Source organism: Chelativorans sp. Marseille-P2723, from assembly GCF_902809845.1.
Lineage (GTDB): Bacteria > Pseudomonadota > Alphaproteobacteria > Rhizobiales > Rhizobiaceae > Chelativorans.
Map to the genome: position 1 here is coordinate 1,347,790 of NZ_CADDWI010000013.1, position 16,351 is coordinate 1,364,140.

Here is a 16,351-nt window from a genome sequence, read left to right on the forward strand (position 1 = left end):
CATGCAGCTTCCGCCGCTCGACACCATCCGGGTCATCGACCTGACCCAGTTCCTCTCCGGGCCCCATTGCACGCAGATCCTTGCCGATCTGGGGGCCGAGGTGATCAAGATCGAATCCCCCGAGGGTGATCTGTCCCGGCACATCCCGCCCCATTTCATTGGCGCGGACAGCCTCTATTATATGTCGGTGAATCGTGGAAAGCAGAGCGTCTGCATCAACCTCAAAACCGACGAGGGCCGGAAAATCGCGCGCGATCTCATCAGCACCGCCGACGTGGTCGTCGACAATTTCCGTCCCGGTGTGTTAACCCGCCTCGGGCTCGATCATGTCGAACTGCGCGCGGAGAACCCGCGCCTCGTCTGGTGCTCGATTTCGGGCTTCGGGCAGGACGGGCCCTATCGCGACAAGCCCGCCTACGACATGATCGTGCAGGCGCTGTCGGGCGGCATGAGCATGACCGGCGAGCCCGGCCGCGCATCGGTGCGGGCCGGCATCCCGATCGGCGATCTCTCGGCGGGCATGTATGCCGCCATCGCCATCTCGGCGGCGCTCTACCGGCGCGGCGAGACCGGTCGGGGCGATTATGTGGATGTCTCCATGCTCGATTGCCAGGTGGCCATGCTAAGCTACCAGGCCGCCTATTACCTGTTCTCCGGTAACGTCCCCGGCCATCAGGGCAGCGCCCATGATTCCATTCCCACCTATCGCGGCTTTCGCGCTGCGGGCGGCGGCGAACTGGTGGTCACCGCCAACACCGATCGCATGTGGCAGGGCCTGTGCCGGGTGCTTGGCCGCGAGGACTTGCTGGCCGACCCGCGCTTTGCCACCAATCTCGAGCGCTTCGAGAACCGCGACGTGCTCTTGCCCGAGCTCGAGGCCGCCTTCCTCACCCGCAGCGTGGAGGAGTGGCTGCCCCTTCTGGAAGCCGAAAGCATCCCCACCGGCGTCGTCAACACCCTCGATCAGGTTATGGCCGATCCCCAGGTACTGCATCGTGAGCTGATCGTGGAGATGGAGGGCGACGATGGCGCCAGCGTGCGCACCATCGGCAATCCGCTGCGCTTTTCCGATAGTGCAGCGCCAACTGCCGGCTACCCGCCTGCCTTGGGAGAGGATACACGGCGCATATTGGGTGGGGTCCTCGGCCTCTCCGACGCTGATGTCGACCGCCTCGCTGCCCAGGGCGCGGTCGTGGCAAGGGCAGGGGGAGTGGCCGGACGATGAGCGAAGCGAGCGCCCCTGGTGACGTCACCCAACGCGCCCTTGCCGAACTGCATGCGCAGATCGGCACGCCGCTGCGCGTCGAGCAATGGAACCATGAGGCGACCCGCGACGCCATCCGCCATTACGCCCACGGCATCGGCGACGACAATCCGCTGTGGAGCGATCCCGACTATGCCCGCACTGCGCGCTATGGTGGGATCATCGCCCCGCCGACCTTTCTCTATTCCATCTTCGACGGCGTCGTGGCCCCCGGTCTCCCGGGCTACTCCTGGTTCTATGCTGGCGCCGACTGGCAGTTTGACCGGCCGGTACGGCTCGGCGAGGCCATCACGGCCAGCGCTACGGTGTCTGGCGCCCGCGACGTAGGCGGCAAGCGCGTCGAGCGCATGATCCTCCAGAGCGGGCGCACCGAATACCGCACCCTTGCGGGGGAGCGTCTCGCCCGGCTTGAGGCTCACACCTTCCGCGTCGCCAAAAAGAGCGACGGCAATGGCGGCATGCCCTTCGCACCCCGCCCCCAGCACCGCTATACCGAGCAGGAATTCGCCGCCATCGAGCGCATGGTGATGAACGAATACCGCCGTGGCTCGGGATGGCTCGAAGTCTCCGAGGTCGCGGTCGGCATGCAGCTTCCGACCATCGCGCGCGGGCCCCTGGTGCCCATCGACATGACCACCTATTACGCCGGCGCCATCGGCACGGCGGGCTACAAATCGACCAAAATGCGCTGGCTCTATCGCGACTTGGCCCTCAACGCGCCCGACCGCCTGCCCAATACGCTGCCGCCGGAATATTTCTCCGAGGGGCTGACGGCCTCCATGGGCCATACCGATCCGGCAGCCGCTGCCGCTGCTGGCATGCCGGGGGTCTATGACAACGGCCTGCAGCGCACCGCCTTCATGATCACCGCCGTCACCAACTGGATGGGTGACAATGCGATGCTGCGCGCCGCCTCGGTGCGCATCAAGGCGCCGGTAATCTTCGGCGATACGACTTTCGTCAAGGCGTCCGTCTCGGCACTGTCCGAGGAGGACGGGGCCGATCTCGTCGAAATCGCGCTCAGGGCGGAAAACCAACTCGGCGAGACGACCGCCACCGGAACCGCCACCGTGGAACTCCACCGCCCCGCACCATGACACAGCCGGCCAGGGAGGATCGTTGGATATGAATTTTGCAGTTTTTCTCGAGATGCGCGCCCGCAGCGCCCCTGATGAAACCGCGCTCGTCGACAAGCGCCACCGTTTCACCTGGTCCGGGCTCGACCGGGCTGCCAGCCGTTTCGCCAGCCTGCTCGTCGCGCGCGGGGTGAAGCCGGGCGATCGCGTCGCCACCTTCATGACCAACCGGGCGGAAATGGTCATCGCCTTTCTGGGCGCCCTCAAGGCGGGGGTCGTCTTCCTGCCGGTCAACGCCCGGCTGCAGGAAGCCGATCTTGCCCGCGTGCTCGATCACGCCAGGCCCGCCATGGTCCTCGTCACCGAGGACCGCGCCGGCCTCGTCGCGGCGCCCCATGCGGACAACACCGTCGTCGTCGATGGCGCGGCGAGCCTTCTGGCTTTGCTCGACACCATGCCCGACGATTTCCCCATGCTCGGGCGGCAATCGCACGACATCGCCAATATCGTCTATTCCTCCGGCACTACGGGCATGCCCAAGGCCGTGATCCACACCCACGGGGTGCGCGTGGCCATCGCCGGCGGCATGGCCGACCATTTCAAGCTGTCCATCCACGACGCCGCCCTCGTCGTCTCGCCGCTCTTTCACATCGCCGGCCTCAACGTGCTGTGCAACGCGCTGTTTGCCGGCTGCAAGATCGTGCTGCTGGAAAAGTGGGATCTGGCCGATTTCCTCTCCATCCTCACTGCGGAACGCATCACCTATATGCAGATGGTCTCGACTATCCTGGTCGATATCGCCGCCGCGCCCGCCAGCGCCTTCGCGGGGTTGGATTCCGCCGTCCGCTTCACCTGGGGCGGGGGCCACAATGTCGATACCGAGACCATCACCCTTTATGAAAAGCGTATTGGCGGGGTATTCCTGCAGGGCTGGGGCCGGACCGAGGGCGGCTTTACCTACAATCTTCTGGACCGCGACAAGCGGCGCTTTGACACCCATGGCAAGGTCAACACCAACGCTTCCGAGGTCGCCGTCTACGACCACGCGGCGGGAAGGCTGGCGGCCCCCGGCGAAATCGGCGAGATCGTCGTGCGGGGCGATGGCGTCTCGCCGGGCTATTGGGACGGGGACTATGTACGGGTCCGGCCCCCGCTCGAGGGTGGCTGGCAGCCGACCGGCGATCTGGGCCGGTTCGATGCCGACGGGCAGATGCATTTCCTCGGCCGCGACGACCACATGATCAAGACCGGGGGCGAGAACGTCTACCCGGCCGAGGTCGAGGCCGTACTGCTCGACATGCCCGAAATCTCCGATGCGGTGGTGCTCGGCATTCCCGATCCCCGGCTTGGCCAGCGCATCGCGGCGGTGCTGGTACCGACGCGGCCCGGAGTCGCCGCTGCCGATGTGGAGGCCGTCTGCCGCCGCGCGCTGGCGGGCTTCAAGATTCCGCGCGCCATGGCCTTCGTCGATAAACTGCCGCGGTTGGGCAGCGAGAAGGTTGACCTCGCCGCCTGCCGCGAGTTGCTGCGCAATGCCGACTAACTGGAGGATAGTCTTTTGAGTGACAAGAACGCTTTGCCCCCCGCCGTCGATATGGGTGATCCGCTCGCCGATCCGCGCGCCTTTCGCCGTTGCCTCGGCCAATACGCGACCGGCGTCACCATCGTCACCGCAAGCGCTGACGGTGCCATGGTGGGGGTGACCGCCAATTCCTTCGCCTCGGTTTCCATGACGCCTCCGCTGGTCCTCTGGTCGTTGCAGAACAATTCCACCAGCTATGACGTGTTCACCAGGGCGACCCATTTCGCCATCAATATCCTCGCCGCCGACCAGATCGAGCTGTCGCAGCGCTTCGCCAAGTCCGGCCCGGAGAAGTTCGACGGCGTGACCTTTTCCGAGGGTGCCGGCGGGGCGCCGATCCTCGATGGCGCCGCCGCCGTTCTCGAATGCCGGCGCGAAGTCGAACACCCGACCGGCGACCACCTCATCATGGTCGGCCATGTGGAGCGCTACCGGCGCAGCGAAACCCCCGCCCTCGTCTTCGAGCGCGGGCGCTACGCGGCGGCGGTTGAGCATCCTGCTACCCGCTTCAAGGAGAACCAGCCTCAGAGCAGCACCATGTTACACCGTTATTTCATCGTGCTGCTCAACCGCGCCTATAACCGGATGAGCGAGGCCATGGCCGCCGCGCGCGCGAGCGAGCATCTTGGCTTTAACGAGAGCCGCGTCCTGAGCGTAGTCTCGGCCTATCCCTCACGCTCCCTCGATACCTTGCAGCCCATCACCTTTCTCGACCGCGTCGCCGCCGAAGACGCCGTGGCGGGCCTTTGCGCGAAAGGCTTCCTCACCATCGGGCAGGCCGGCGTGCTCACGATGACCACCAGCGGTTCCCAGGCCCTTGGCGCGCTCTACGAGGCCACCCTCGCCATCGAGCAGCAATTGCTGTCGTCGATTCCGGAGGACGAGCTTGCAACCACCGAACGCACCCTGCGCGCCATCGTGGGCGCCGATGTCTTCACCCGGCAATAGGAAGCCCAGATGCGTCTCTACCATTCCCCCAATTCGCCCTATGTCCGCAAGGTGATGGTCAGCGCCCATGAATTGGGGCTCGCCGACCGGATCGAGCTTGTCGCATCCGCGCCCGCGCCCGTCGCGCCCGACGCGGCGCTGATGGCCCTCGGGGGCGACCGAGGCCGCGCAACTCGTCCGCTACGAGACCGTGGCCCGCCCGTCCCAATTGCGCTGGCGCGAATGGGAGGAGGGGCACCGCACCAAGCTTGACGCCGCCATCGATGCCTTCGACCGGGCCGTGCCCGCGCTCGCTTGGGACATTGGCGGGGTATCGGTCGCCTGCCTGCTGGGCTATCTCGATTTCCGCTTCCCCGATCTCGACTGGCGTGCCCGGGCCCCGGCCGCCGCCGCATGGTTCGCAGAACAGGATGCCCGCCCGTCGATGAGAGCGTCCGCGCACCCCATCCAGAGCTAGAAAGCAGGATCATGAAAAGAATTCGTCTCGCCCTCTTCCTCTCCGGTTCAGTGACCCAGCACAGCCTGGGGAGCTGGCGTCATCCCCATTCGGCTTCCCAGCACAACCGCTCGCCCTGGGATCGGGTACCGTTCTGGCTCGATATAGCCCGCTCGGCCGAGCGGGGGGGCTACGACCTCATCTTCTTTTCCGATTCCAACGGCATGAATCTCGGCCATGCCGACCGGCATGACGATGCGGTCCGCTATGCCGCCCAGGCGCCGCGTCTCGATCCGCTCCAGATTCTCCCCGCCATGGCGGCGGTGACCACGCGCATCGGCCTTGCCGCCACCCAGTCCGTACTCGCCGTGCCGCCCTTTGTCGGCGCGCGCACCTGGGCTACGCTCGACCACCTCTCGGGCGGTCGCGCCGGCTGGAACGTGGTGGCTGGATATTTGAAGAGCGAGGGCCAGAATCTGGGCTATGACGACCTGCTGGCCCATGACGAGCGCTATGCTTATGCCGGTGAATATATCGAGGTCTGCAACCGGCTGTGGCAGAGCTGGGACGAGGATGCCATCGTCTCGGACACCGCAGGCAGCATGTTCGCCGATCCAACCAAGGTCCGTGAGATCAATTTTGCCGGAAAATGGTTCCGCAGCCGCGGTCCGGCGCAGGTGCACCGCTCGCCCCAGGGCCGTCCCCTGATCATCCAGGCGGGCCAGTCCCCGGCCGGACGCGCCTTCGGGGCGCAGAACGCCGACGTAATTTTCGCCATCTGCCGCAGTGCCGCGCAGATGAAGAGTTTCCGCGACGACATGCGCAAGCGCGCCATCGAGGCCGGACGGGACCCCGACCGCATCAAGATCCTGTTCGGCATGCAACCCATCGTCGGGGAGACCGACGAGATCGCCCGCCAGAAGGCCGACTTCCACCAGACGCTCGTGCCGCTCGAGGCCGGCATCTTCTACCTTTCCGGCCATCTGGGCGTCGATCTTTCAAGCGAGGACCCGGACCTGCCCCTGCGCTCCATCGACGTGCCGGGCGTGCAGGGCATTCTCGACGCCTATGCCGACACCAGCGGCGATGGCGAGGCGCTGACCGTGGGCGAGGCGGCCCGGCGCCACGCCGGCAGCGTCGGCTTTCCCCAAGTGGTGGGCTCGCCCCAGCGCGTGGCGCGCTGGATGCTCGACATGATGGAGGAGGCCGGCGGCGACGGCTTCATGATTTCGCCGATCCACCTGCCCGGATCGGCCGACGAATTCAGCAATCTGGTCATCCCGATTCTCGAGCGCGAAGCCGGTCGCTCCGCTCTCGACCTCACCGGGCCGACCCTGCGCGAACGCATGATGGAAGAATGAACAGAGCCAGCCGTCCGCCCATCGCTGTCGGGTGGCCGTAACGTCTTGACTTCACCGGCCAACCTTTATAGCTTGGAGGAGAACGGATGTTCCGCTATATAGAACATATGCCTAGGGAGAAGCGGATTGACTAGCCCGCAAGTAAAAGAAACCTCGAAGTCGGACTTGCGGTTTGGCGTCTTCATGCCGCCCTTCCACAATCTGGACGACAATCCGACCCTGGCCTTGCAGCGCGACTTCCAGCTCATGGAGCATCTCGATCATCTGGGCTTCGACGAGGCGTGGATCGGCGAGCATCACTCCGGCGGCCTCGAGATCATCGCCTCGCCCGAGCTGTTCATCGCCGAAGCCGCCGCCCGCACCAAGCGCATTCGCTTTGGTACCGGCGTTGTCTCCATGCCCTTCCATCACCCCTTCATGATCGCCGAGCGGATCATCCAGCTCGACCATCAATTGCGCGGGCGTCTGATGTTCGGTGCAGGGGCTGGGTCGCTGGCCACCGACGTTTATTCCCTGGGCCTCGAGCAGACCGAGATTCGCGCAAAGACCGATGAGGCGCTGGACGTCGTGCTCCGGCTCATGAAGGGCGAGGTGGTCTCCAAAACCACCGACCAGTACGTGCTGCGCGAAGCGCGGGCCCAGTTGCGCCCCTTCACCCGCCCACACCCGGAATTGACCATTGCCTCCACCGGCACCCCCTCCGGCCCCCGCGCAGCGGGCAAATATAATGGCGGGCTCCTGACGCTCGGCATTGCCGCCAAGCCGGGCACCGATTTCCTCGGCGATACCTGGCGTCACTGGTCCGAGGCTTGCGCCGAATATGGCAATACGCCCGACCGCTCGCGCTGGCGCATCGCCGGTCCGGTCCATATCGCTGAGACGCGCGAGCAGGCCCGCAAGGACGTACATTATGGTATCCGCGACTGGATGAAGTACCTGCGCCTGTCGCCGGCCTTCAAGGCTTTCGCTCCCGATATCGGCGAGAAAACCCCCGACGAGATGATCGATGCCTTCCTCGAGACCGGCACGGCGGTGATCGGCACCCCGGACGATCTCATCGCCCATATCGAAAAGCTCTGGGAGCGCTCGGGCGGCTTTGGCTGCTGGCTCGACCTCACGCCCAACTGGGCCGATTTCGCCCAAAAAAAGCGCTCCTACGAACTGATCGCCAACCACGTGGTGCCGCATTTTCAAGAGATGAATGCCGGCCGCCAGCAATCCTTCGACTGGGCAGAAGGCAAGCGCGAAGAGCTTTACGCAGCACGGGTCGAGGGTGTGAACCGCGAGATCGCCAAGTGGGAACGCAAGTCGGCCGAATAGCCGCCATTCCACAGTCAGGAACCAGAAAGACGAACGATGACGCGTAAACGGCAAATGCGGCTGGGGCTTTCCATCAGGGGGCTCGGATACCATCTCGCCGCCTGGCGGCACAAGGACATGGATCCCGGCGGGGCGCTCGATTTCCATCATTTCCTCAAATCTGCGCAGATCGCCGAGGCGGCCAAGTTCGACCTCGTCTTCCTTGCCGATTCCGTTGCGGTGCGTCAGCGCGACGAGCCGGCCGGCTCGCTCTGCCGCTCCAGCCAGAATGTCGAGCTCGAACCCATCACGCTGCTGACCGCCATCGCGGCCCGCACCACCCATATCGGCGTCGTCGCCACGGGCTCGACCAGCTATAACGAGCCCTATCACATCGCACGCAAGTTCGCCTCGCTTGACCATATCAGCGGCGGGCGGGCCGGCTGGAACGTGGTGACCTCATGGTCCGATGAGGAGGCCCGCAACTTCAACCGCGACCAGCATTTTGACTATGATACCCGCTATGAGCGCGCCGCCGAGTTCGTCGATGTGGTGACGGGTCTCTGGAATGGCTGGGAGGACGACGCCTTCATCCGCGACAAGGCATCGGGCGTGTTCTACGATCCGGCCAAGCGCCATGTGCTCAACCATGTGGGCAAGCATTTCAAGGTGCAGGGGCCGCTGAGCTCGGCACGCACCCCGCAAGGCAGGCCGATCATCTCCCAGGCCGGAGCCAACGACGCCGGCAAGGAAATTGCCGCGCGCTATGCCGACATGGTCTATACCGGCAATGTCGACCTCGAGCCGGCCCAGGCCTTCTACGCTTCGCTCAAATCCATGCTGCCTCGTTATGGCCGCCACCCGGACGAGCTCAAGATCATGCCGGCCATCTCGCCCTATGTTGGCCGCACCGAACAGGAAGCGCGCGACAAGTTCGAGGAGCTCCAGGCGCTGATCGATCCTGCTATCGGCCTGCAGCAGATCTACCGCCAATTGGGCGACATGTCGGGCTATCCACTCGATGGCCCCGTGCCGCCGCCGCCGGCCAATGTCGAGATGGTTTCCGACGCCGAGCGGCTCTACAACATGGCGCGCAAGGACAATCTGACCATCCGCCAGCTTTACGAACGGGTCGCCGCCGCCAGCAGCATGCGCGTCGTGGTGGGCAGCGCCGAGCAGATCGCCGACACCATGGAGGAATGGTTCACCCAGGGCGCTGCGGACGGCTTCAACATCTGCCCACCCATGCTGCCGCACAGCGCGCAGGAATTCTGCGAGCTGGTGGTGCCCGAGCTCCAGCGTCGCGGCCTGTTCCGTACCGAATATGAGGGCACGACCCTGCGCGAGAACCTCGGCGCTGCCCCTCGACCTTTCCCCGAGGCGGCGGAGGTTTAGTATTTTACCACTCAGGATTTTCGCTTCGATAGATGAGGGCAAGTATAAATATAAATTTCAATAATCACTTGTGATGGAAGACTATCGAAATTCTGGAGTTTTTATTTCCATCAAATCTTGAATCGATCTCAAGGGGGGAGCATGCATTACGAGTCTATATACAATCTGGGCCGGGCCATCCGCGACAAGGATGTCTCGCCCGTGGAAATCGCCAGACACACGATCAGGCGCATTGAAGAGTACGATCCAGCCTACCGCGCTCATATCAGTTTCAATCCCGACCGGCTTGTCGAGAATGCGAAGCTTGCCGAAAGAGAGATCGGGGAAGGGCTGTATCGCGGTCCGCTGCATGGAATTCCGATCGGTCTGAAGGATAATATCTATACGAGCTTCGCAAGGACGACGTTCGGATCGTCCATACACAAGGACTTTACCCCGGATTTCAACGCGACGGTGGTGAACCGCCTCGGCCATGCCGGGGCCAATATATCCAGCAAGTTCAAGACGACCGAATATGCATGGAGCAGCCATCATTCCGACTACGGTCCTCCGGTAAATCCCTGGAACAAGGAGCGCTGGGCCGGCGCATCGTCTAGCGGGTCGGGCGTTGCGGTCGCCACCGGGATGGCCTTTGGCGCGCTTGGGACCGATACCGGCGGATCGATCCGCAATCCGGCTGCCGCTAACGGAATTGTCAGTCTCAAGCCGACATGGGGTCGGGTCAGCCGTCATGGCGTTTTCCCGCTCGCCTATTCGTTCGACGCGGTCGGGCCGATGGCTCGTTCCGTCGTGGACGTGGCGCTCATCTTCGAGGCGATCGCGGGGTGGGATGCTGACGATCTCACGACATCCCGTTCGCTGGTGGAAAGCGTCGTGGCGGGGATTGGCGGGGGCGTGGCCGGGCTGAAGATCGGGCTCCCGCGACCCTACATCCTCGATGGCGTCGACCCCCTCGTCGTGGCGGCGGTCGAGGCGGCGGCCGAGGTTCTGGCCCGGCTCGGAGCCAGCATACGCGAGGTTTCCATGCCGGATCACAGGCCGGCCCTCGATGCGCACGCGTCCATCATGGCCGCAGAGGCAGCTCATGCGCATCGGGAGACCTTTCCCGAACGGGAGGGCGACTACACCCGGGATTTAGGGGAATATCTCCGCCGCGTGTCCGGTCGCGCCGCTAGCGATGCTGCCTATGCGCATATCGTAAAGCACGAATACACTAACAGGCTGGATGATCTGTTCGAGTCCGTCGACCTCATGATCATTCCCACCTTTCCGACCCCCACGCCGTCCATTGCAGAATGGGATGCGCTGGCTGGTGGCGGGTTTGAACCGTTCCTGCGCTTTACCCAGCCCTTCAGCCTCACCGGACACCCGACGCTGACCATGCCGTCCGGGCTCGACTCCGAAGGGACGCCGCTCAGCCTGCAGATGGTATCGGGACGGTTCCGCGAAACAACGCTTTTCAGGGCCGGCGCTGCGTTTCAGACGGCAACGGCCTGGCATCTGCGGCGCCCCGTGCCGTAACCGGGCAAGGGCCCGCCCGCTCGCATTGAATGCATCATTTCATCTTGTCACATAGGGAGGAAACCATGTCGTCGACAAGAATAACCAGAAGAAATGTTCTAAAATACGGAGCCATGCTGGGAACGGCGCTGGCCGCGCCCGCGCTCATCCAGGGCCGGGCCCTGGGAGCCGACCCGATCAAGGTGGGCTTCATCACCGACCTGACCGGCCCCATCGGCGCTTCGGGACAGGCCGCCAAGCCGGGGCTGGAGTTCGCCGTCAAGAGGATCAATGAGAATGGCGGATTGCTCGGGCGTCCCCTCGAGATCATTGCCTATGACGCCCAGTCCAACATTCAGCTCTATACCCAGTATGCCCAGCAACTGGTCATGCGCGACAATGTCGATATTATCTTCGGTGCGACGAGCTCGTCCGCGCGCGAAGCGATCCGGCCGATATTTACCCGCCAGAACAAGCTCTATTTCTACAACGGGGCCTATGAAGGCGGGGTATGCGACCGCAATACGTTCTGTTTCGGCACCACGCCCGGCCAAACGATGCGGCGCCTCGTTCCTCATGCGGTGGAAAAATGGGGCAAGAAAGTCTACGTTCTCGGCGCGGACTATAACTATGGCCAGATCACCGCGAAATGGATGACCAAATACGCCACGGACGCCGGGGCGGAAATCCTCGGGAGCGACTTCTTTCCGCTCGACGTCGCGGATTTCTCGTCCACCATCGCCAGAATCCAGGGCGCCCAGCCAGACCTCATTCTCGAAGTCCTCGTCGGCTCCAACCATCTCGGCTTCTATCGGCAGTGGGAGGCGGCCGGCCTCAAGAATTCCATCCCCATTGCCGCGGCGGCGTTCGGGGTCAGCAGTGAACTGCTCAACCTCGACACGTCGACCACGGAGGGCATTCTGACCTCTTTCGGGTTCTACGATACCGTCGAAACCGAGACGAGCCAGGATTTTGTCGATGCCATGCGCCAAGAGCTGCCGGACAGCGTCGAAGTCACCGAAGTCGGCACGTCCCACTATGAAGCGGTAACCGCATGGGCGAAAGCGGTCGAACTCGCCGGCACGCTCGATCGCGACAGCCTCATCGACGCGCTGGAATCGGGGCTCTCCATCGATGGCCCGACCGGCCGTGTCACCATCGACCCGCAAACCCACCACACGGTCCGCAGCATCTATCTCGGCCAGGCAAAGGGCGGGAAGTGGGACATCCTCGATTCATACGCCGACCAGCCGCCGGTCGATACGGCCATGGTGTGTGACCTGCAGGCCAATCCCGATACCAACACGCAGTTCGTCATCGATATCTGATGAACGGGCCTGCTGGAAGCTGGATATGAACACGGCGATCATCATACTCTTCAATATTTTTCTCGGCATCGGGGTGCTCGTGCTCACCACGATGAGCCTTGCCGTAATCTATGGATTCATGAGGATCATCAATCTCGCGCATGGCGAGTTCATGATGCTTGGCGCCTATTCGGTCTGGTTCTCGACCAGTCTCGGCGTGAACATATGGATTGCGATCCTGATCATCGCGCCGCTGGTGGTTGCCATAATCGGCGTCATCATCGAACGCACCATCATCCGGTTTCTCTATGGCCGCATCATCGATACCATGCTCGCGACCTGGGGAGTCAGCCTGCTGCTGATCGGCACGGTTACCGCACTGTTCGGAAACCATGTCCGCGGCCTGTCGACGCCTCTGGGCAGTTTCTCGATCGGCGATTATGGGGTGAGTTATTACAGCCTTGCGCTCGTGGTGATCAGCTTCGTCGCGCTGTTCGGACTTTGGGCGGTCTTCCGCTTCACCCGGTTCGGCCTCATCGTCCGCGCGACCATGCTCCGGCCGGAAATGGCGGCGGCTCTCGGCATCAACCGGGACCGCGTATACGTCATGACCTTCGCTTTGGGCGCGGGTCTGGCCGGTCTGGCAGGAGGCGTTATCGCGCCGCTTGCGGGCGTATTTCCGAGCATGGGCATGGTCTATATCATCAAGGCCTTTATTGCCGTCCTGATCGGAGGACCAGCCGCCATCACCGGCATAACCATCGCCTCCTCCCTGCTGGCCCCCGTCAGCGTCGTCGGTTCGTTCCTGGCCAGTTCCGTGGTTGGAGAAATCGCGCTCCTGACGCTCGCCATCGTGCTGATCCGCCTGTTGCCCATGGGGATTACCGGCAGGTGGCCGAGGTTGAGCCTATGACCAAGCGCAATGATCTCACCGAAACCGTAGGCGTGGTCGGGGCGTCCCTGATCGCCATGATCCTTGCCCCGTTCTTCATGGACCAGTTCGGGCTGTTCCAGTTCACGGTCTATATCGTCATCGCCCTGTTTGCTCTCAGCCAGGCCTTCGTCTGGGGCATAGGTGGCATCGTATCGTTCGGCCAGGCGATGTTCTTCGGGATCGGGGGCTACGCCTACGCGATATTGTCGATCCACTTCGGGGACAGCACCTATGGGGTTATCGGAAGTCTGGTGTTTCCCGGAATCTTTGCCGCGGTGTTGGGATACTTCATATTCTATGGCCGCATCAGTGACATCTATGTCGGGGTGATCACCATGGCCGTCAGTCTCATGTTCCTGCTGTTCTTCAATGCCTCGTCGGGCGACGGCTATGCGATCCTTGGCGTTCCCCTTGGCGGCTACAATGGCATACCGGCCCTGCCGCCCCTCAACATACCGGGAAATCCGGCTTCGACGCTCGGCTACAGCGCGATGTGGTATGTGGTGATGTCCTCTCTGCTGCTGGTCTACGCGCTCCTGCGCTGGATGCTGACACGACGTTTCGGCAAGGTGGTGGTCGCCATCCGGGAAAATGAGGAGCGGGTTGGTATGCTGGGCTACGACCCGCGCCGCTATAAGCTTGCAACCTTCGTTATCGGTGCGCTCATCGCCGGACTGGCGGGCAGCTTCTATGCGAGTTGGGGCGGCTTTATCAGCCCCACCGTATTTTCGTTGACCATGTCTGTGCAGGTCATCGTCTATGTTCTGGTTGGTGGCCTGGGCACTCTGGTGGGCCCGATCCTGGCGGCAATCGCGTTGCAGATGCTCGTGTCCTATGCGGGGACGCAGGCGGCCGTAGATCCCACCTTCCTGCTGGGGACGGTCCTTCTGCTGTTCGTTTTGCTCATTCCCAAGGGGTTCATGCCCGCCATCATGGATCTGTATACGCGGGCCAAGCAGGGCAGGGCGCAGAATTGACGGGATCCTCCGATACCTCAGCCATCATGCTCCAGACTCGCGACCTGACGAAGCGGTTCGGCGGCGTCGTGGCCGTAGATGGGGTGAACTTCCTGCTCCACGAGGGCGAGGTTCACAGCCTTATCGGCCCAAACGGGGCAGGCAAGACCACGTTCTTCAAGCTGCTGACCGGGCTCAAGCCCTCGGCCGGGGAAATAATCTATCGTGGCCGGTCGATTGCCGGTCTCATGCCCCACGAGATCGCCCGGCAGGGCATCGGGATCAAAAAGCAGGTGCCCAGCGTCTTCGACGGGCTTACCGTAGAGGAAAGTCTTATGGTCGCGGCCCTGAGAGTGCGGTCCAGGCGAACGGCCACGGCGGAGGTCGCGGCTACCATAGATCGGTTGAAGCTCGGCGAGATTGCGGGAAAGCAGGTCGGGATCCTGGCCCACGGACAGCGTCAGTGGGTCGAGATCGGCATGGTTCTCGCCCAGGGCTGCGAACTCATCCTGCTCGATGAACCGGCTGCGGGGATGACGAGCGAGGAGGTCGCCCGGACCGTTGAGCTCATCGGGGACATCAACCGCGACCGTACCATCATCGTGGTGGAGCACGATATGAAGTTCATCCGCATGATCTCGCATCGTGTGACGGTTTTTCACCAGGGGCGGATTCTCGCTGCCGGCACCCCGGACGACGTGCTGTCCGATCATCGCGTGAAGGACATTTATATCGGGAATTCAGCGGCATGATGCTCGAAATCCGTAACCTTACGGCGGCCTATGGCAAGGTCCCCGCCCTGTTCGGCGTCGATCTTGATGTGCGAAAAGGCGCCGTTCACGGCGTGATGGGGCACAACGGGATGGGCAAGACCACACTGCTGCGCACCGTCATGGGCATCATGCGCAGCTCGGGAGGGTCGATTGTCCTCGGAGGGATGAACGTTTCCGGAATGGAAGCCCACCAGCGCGCGCGCCGGAAACTGGGATATGTGCCGCAGGGAAGGGAGATATTCGGCCCGCTGAGCGTCAGGGAAAACCTTGAGCTCGGCTGCTTGGCCGAACGGAACCCCGAACACCGCATCAATGAGGTTCTGGAGACTTTCCCGCGTCTCAAGCGGCTGCTCGACCGCCGCGGGGGGGACCTGTCGGGTGGTGAACAGCAGCTTCTGGCCCTGGCGCGCTGTTTGTGCGCGCGTCCCGAACTCGTGCTGCTGGACGAGCCGACCGAGGGCATACAGCCCTCGATCCGCGACGAGATAAGGGACGTTCTGAAAAGCCTGGCCGACGCAGGACTGACGATTCTGCTCGTCGAGCAAAACATCGATATGCTGTCCAGCCTGTGCGAAAGCGTCTCGCTGCTCGAACGGGGCAGGATAGTGAAAACCGTCCACAGGCAAGACCGCTCGCCTTCCGTCCTCGCAACCGAACTTATCGATCTCCTGTCCGCTCTATAGCCCGGTGAGGCTGCCATCGACCATGGCGGTATAGAGATCGGACAGTTCGGTAAGGCTCAGTTTCCCGTCAACGCTGTACCAGGTGAATATCCCGGTCAGCATGGCGAGGACGGCAAAGGCCATTACCAGCGCGTCGCCCTGCCGGAAGCGGCCCGCTGCCTGACCGCGATCGATGATGTCCGCCAAGACGGTTTCGTATTGGCGGCGCAGGGCGAAGATTTCGCCGCGATAGGCGTCCGCCAGTCCGCGCAGTTCCATGTTGGAGATGAATATCTCGTCCCGCTTGCCCATGTGGTAGCGGATATGGAATGCGACGAAAGTATGCAATTCGTGCTCGGGCGAAACCTTGGCCGGCGCGGCTTCGGCCCACGCTTCGAGCAGCCGCGTCATATGCTCCTTGAGGATTTCGTAGAGCAGCGCGTCCTTGCTGGGGAAATAGCGGTAGATCGATCCGGCCTGGATGCCGACTTCCGCAGCGATTTCGCGCAGGGTGACCGCCTTGAAGCCATCTCGGGCGATCAGCGCAATGGCCGCCCGGCGGATGTTCTCCTCCGTTTTCGCCCCGTCTGAACCCACCGTCCGAACCAACTTGGTGCTCCTCCCAACCCGATAGCGCCGTTCACAATGGACTTGCATAGCATTGAAGAGAGGTCTATGGACAATAAACAAACGGTTGACCGTTTCTTTAATCGCTTGTGGAGGCGCCATGCCCGTCCTGCCCAGTGGAGTTGAGGTCCGCTCCGCGCAATTTGCCGCCAACGCCGCGGCGATGCGCACGCTTGTGGACCAGTTGCGCGGGGAACTCGATGCTGCCGCCATTGGCGGGTCCGCCGAGGC

16 protein-coding genes are annotated in these 16,351 nt (G+C 63.1%); 15 read left to right on the top strand and 1 reads right to left on the bottom strand.

The features are described 5' to 3' along the window. Position 1 precedes the first annotated feature (1 nt). The 15 genes from HUS57_RS17715 (at position 2) to HUS57_RS17780 (ending at position 15,514) form a co-directional block, all read left to right on the top strand. Positions 2–1,225 (top strand): CoA transferase, encoded by a 1,224-nt coding sequence (locus HUS57_RS17715; protein WP_173935161.1) that lies wholly within the window; start codon positions 2–4, stop codon positions 1,223–1,225. Further along, positions 1,222–2,361 carry a MaoC/PaaZ C-terminal domain-containing protein gene (locus HUS57_RS17720; protein ID WP_173935162.1) on the top strand — a complete coding sequence of 380 codons (1,140 nt, stop codon included), beginning with the start codon at positions 1,222–1,224 and terminating at the stop codon, positions 2,359–2,361. The genes HUS57_RS17715 and HUS57_RS17720 overlap by 4 nt, the downstream gene beginning before the upstream one ends. A gap of 28 nt (positions 2,362–2,389) precedes the next feature. Continuing rightward, entirely contained in the window at positions 2,390–3,883 is a 1,494-nt protein-coding gene (locus HUS57_RS17725; protein WP_173935163.1) for a class I adenylate-forming enzyme family protein, read from the top strand. A gap of 15 nt (positions 3,884–3,898) precedes the next feature. After that, positions 3,899–4,870, top strand: coding sequence for a flavin reductase family protein (locus HUS57_RS17730; protein WP_210256098.1), 972 nt, complete (start codon positions 3,899–3,901; stop codon positions 4,868–4,870). 9 nt (positions 4,871–4,879) lie between these two features. Next, positions 4,880–5,122, top strand: a complete 243-nt coding sequence (locus tag HUS57_RS18175) for a hypothetical protein (RefSeq protein ID WP_348640579.1) — start codon at positions 4,880–4,882, stop codon at positions 5,120–5,122. Further along, complete coding sequence (locus HUS57_RS18180) at positions 5,079–5,327, top strand: glutathione S-transferase C-terminal domain-containing protein (protein ID WP_348640580.1); 249 nt, start codon at positions 5,079–5,081, stop codon at positions 5,325–5,327. The genes HUS57_RS18175 and HUS57_RS18180 overlap by 44 nt, the downstream gene beginning before the upstream one ends. Before the next feature lie 11 nt (positions 5,328–5,338). Beyond that, positions 5,339–6,667, top strand: coding sequence for an NtaA/DmoA family FMN-dependent monooxygenase (locus HUS57_RS17740; protein ID WP_173935164.1), 1,329 nt, complete (start codon positions 5,339–5,341; stop codon positions 6,665–6,667). Between the two features lie 165 nt (positions 6,668–6,832). After that, positions 6,833–7,987 carry an LLM class flavin-dependent oxidoreductase gene (locus HUS57_RS17745; RefSeq protein WP_173935165.1) on the top strand — a complete coding sequence of 385 codons (1,155 nt, stop codon included), beginning with the start codon at positions 6,833–6,835 and terminating at the stop codon, positions 7,985–7,987. Positions 7,988–8,023: 36 nt separating this feature from the next. Next, positions 8,024–9,361 (top strand): LLM class flavin-dependent oxidoreductase, encoded by a 1,338-nt coding sequence (locus HUS57_RS17750; protein WP_173935166.1) that lies wholly within the window; start codon positions 8,024–8,026, stop codon positions 9,359–9,361. A gap of 141 nt (positions 9,362–9,502) precedes the next feature. Next, the gene (locus HUS57_RS17755; RefSeq protein ID WP_173935167.1) at positions 9,503–10,882 is read left to right on the top strand and encodes an amidase; all 1,380 of its coding nucleotides are present in this window, start codon (positions 9,503–9,505) and stop codon (positions 10,880–10,882) included. Positions 10,883–10,995: 113 nt separating this feature from the next. Beyond that, positions 10,996–12,189 carry an ABC transporter substrate-binding protein gene (locus tag HUS57_RS17760; protein WP_246727926.1) on the top strand — a complete coding sequence of 398 codons (1,194 nt, stop codon included), beginning with the start codon at positions 10,996–10,998 and terminating at the stop codon, positions 12,187–12,189. 25 nt (positions 12,190–12,214) lie between these two features. Continuing rightward, on the top strand, positions 12,215–13,081 hold the full coding sequence (locus HUS57_RS17765; RefSeq protein ID WP_173935169.1) for a branched-chain amino acid ABC transporter permease: 867 nt from the start codon (positions 12,215–12,217) through the stop codon (positions 13,079–13,081). Then, positions 13,078–14,079: a branched-chain amino acid ABC transporter permease gene (locus HUS57_RS17770; protein WP_173935170.1), complete on the top strand. Its 1,002-nt coding sequence runs from the start codon at positions 13,078–13,080 to the stop codon at positions 14,077–14,079. Before HUS57_RS17765 ends, HUS57_RS17770 begins: the two co-directional genes overlap by 4 nt. Before the next feature lie 26 nt (positions 14,080–14,105). Further along, positions 14,106–14,810 carry an ABC transporter ATP-binding protein gene (locus HUS57_RS17775; RefSeq protein ID WP_173935262.1) on the top strand — a complete coding sequence of 235 codons (705 nt, stop codon included), beginning with the start codon at positions 14,106–14,108 and terminating at the stop codon, positions 14,808–14,810. After that, positions 14,807–15,514, top strand: coding sequence for an ABC transporter ATP-binding protein (locus HUS57_RS17780; protein WP_173935171.1), 708 nt, complete (start codon positions 14,807–14,809; stop codon positions 15,512–15,514). Before HUS57_RS17775 ends, HUS57_RS17780 begins: the two co-directional genes overlap by 4 nt. Here HUS57_RS17780 and HUS57_RS17785 read toward each other — a convergent pair. After that, positions 15,509–16,102, bottom strand: coding sequence for a TetR/AcrR family transcriptional regulator (locus HUS57_RS17785; RefSeq protein WP_210256099.1), 594 nt, complete (start codon positions 16,100–16,102; stop codon positions 15,509–15,511). The genes HUS57_RS17780 and HUS57_RS17785 overlap by 6 nt on opposite strands. Between the last annotated feature and the right edge of the window lie 249 nt (positions 16,103–16,351).

Bases quoted from the DNA above. Each gene is read 5' to 3' on its own strand.
- HUS57_RS17715 (WP_173935161.1), top strand. From the start codon at position 2: ATGCAGCTTCCGCCGCTCGACACCATCCGGGTCATCGACCTGACCCAG.
- HUS57_RS17720 (WP_173935162.1), top strand. From the start codon at position 1,222: ATGAGCGAAGCGAGCGCCCCTGGTGACGTCACCCAACGCGCCCTTGCC.
- HUS57_RS17725 (WP_173935163.1), top strand. From the start codon at position 2,390: ATGAATTTTGCAGTTTTTCTCGAGATGCGCGCCCGCAGCGCCCCTGAT.
- HUS57_RS18175 (WP_348640579.1), top strand. From the start codon at position 4,880: ATGCGTCTCTACCATTCCCCCAATTCGCCCTATGTCCGCAAGGTGATG.
- HUS57_RS17740 (WP_173935164.1), top strand. From the start codon at position 5,339: ATGAAAAGAATTCGTCTCGCCCTCTTCCTCTCCGGTTCAGTGACCCAG.
- HUS57_RS17750 (WP_173935166.1), top strand. From the start codon at position 8,024: ATGACGCGTAAACGGCAAATGCGGCTGGGGCTTTCCATCAGGGGGCTC.
- HUS57_RS17755 (WP_173935167.1), top strand. From the start codon at position 9,503: ATGCATTACGAGTCTATATACAATCTGGGCCGGGCCATCCGCGACAAG.
- HUS57_RS17760 (WP_246727926.1), top strand. From the start codon at position 10,996: ATGCTGGGAACGGCGCTGGCCGCGCCCGCGCTCATCCAGGGCCGGGCC.
- HUS57_RS17765 (WP_173935169.1), top strand. From the start codon at position 12,215: ATGAACACGGCGATCATCATACTCTTCAATATTTTTCTCGGCATCGGG.
- HUS57_RS17770 (WP_173935170.1), top strand. From the start codon at position 13,078: ATGACCAAGCGCAATGATCTCACCGAAACCGTAGGCGTGGTCGGGGCG.
- HUS57_RS17775 (WP_173935262.1), top strand. From the start codon at position 14,106: ATGCTCCAGACTCGCGACCTGACGAAGCGGTTCGGCGGCGTCGTGGCC.
- HUS57_RS17780 (WP_173935171.1), top strand. From the start codon at position 14,807: ATGATGCTCGAAATCCGTAACCTTACGGCGGCCTATGGCAAGGTCCCC.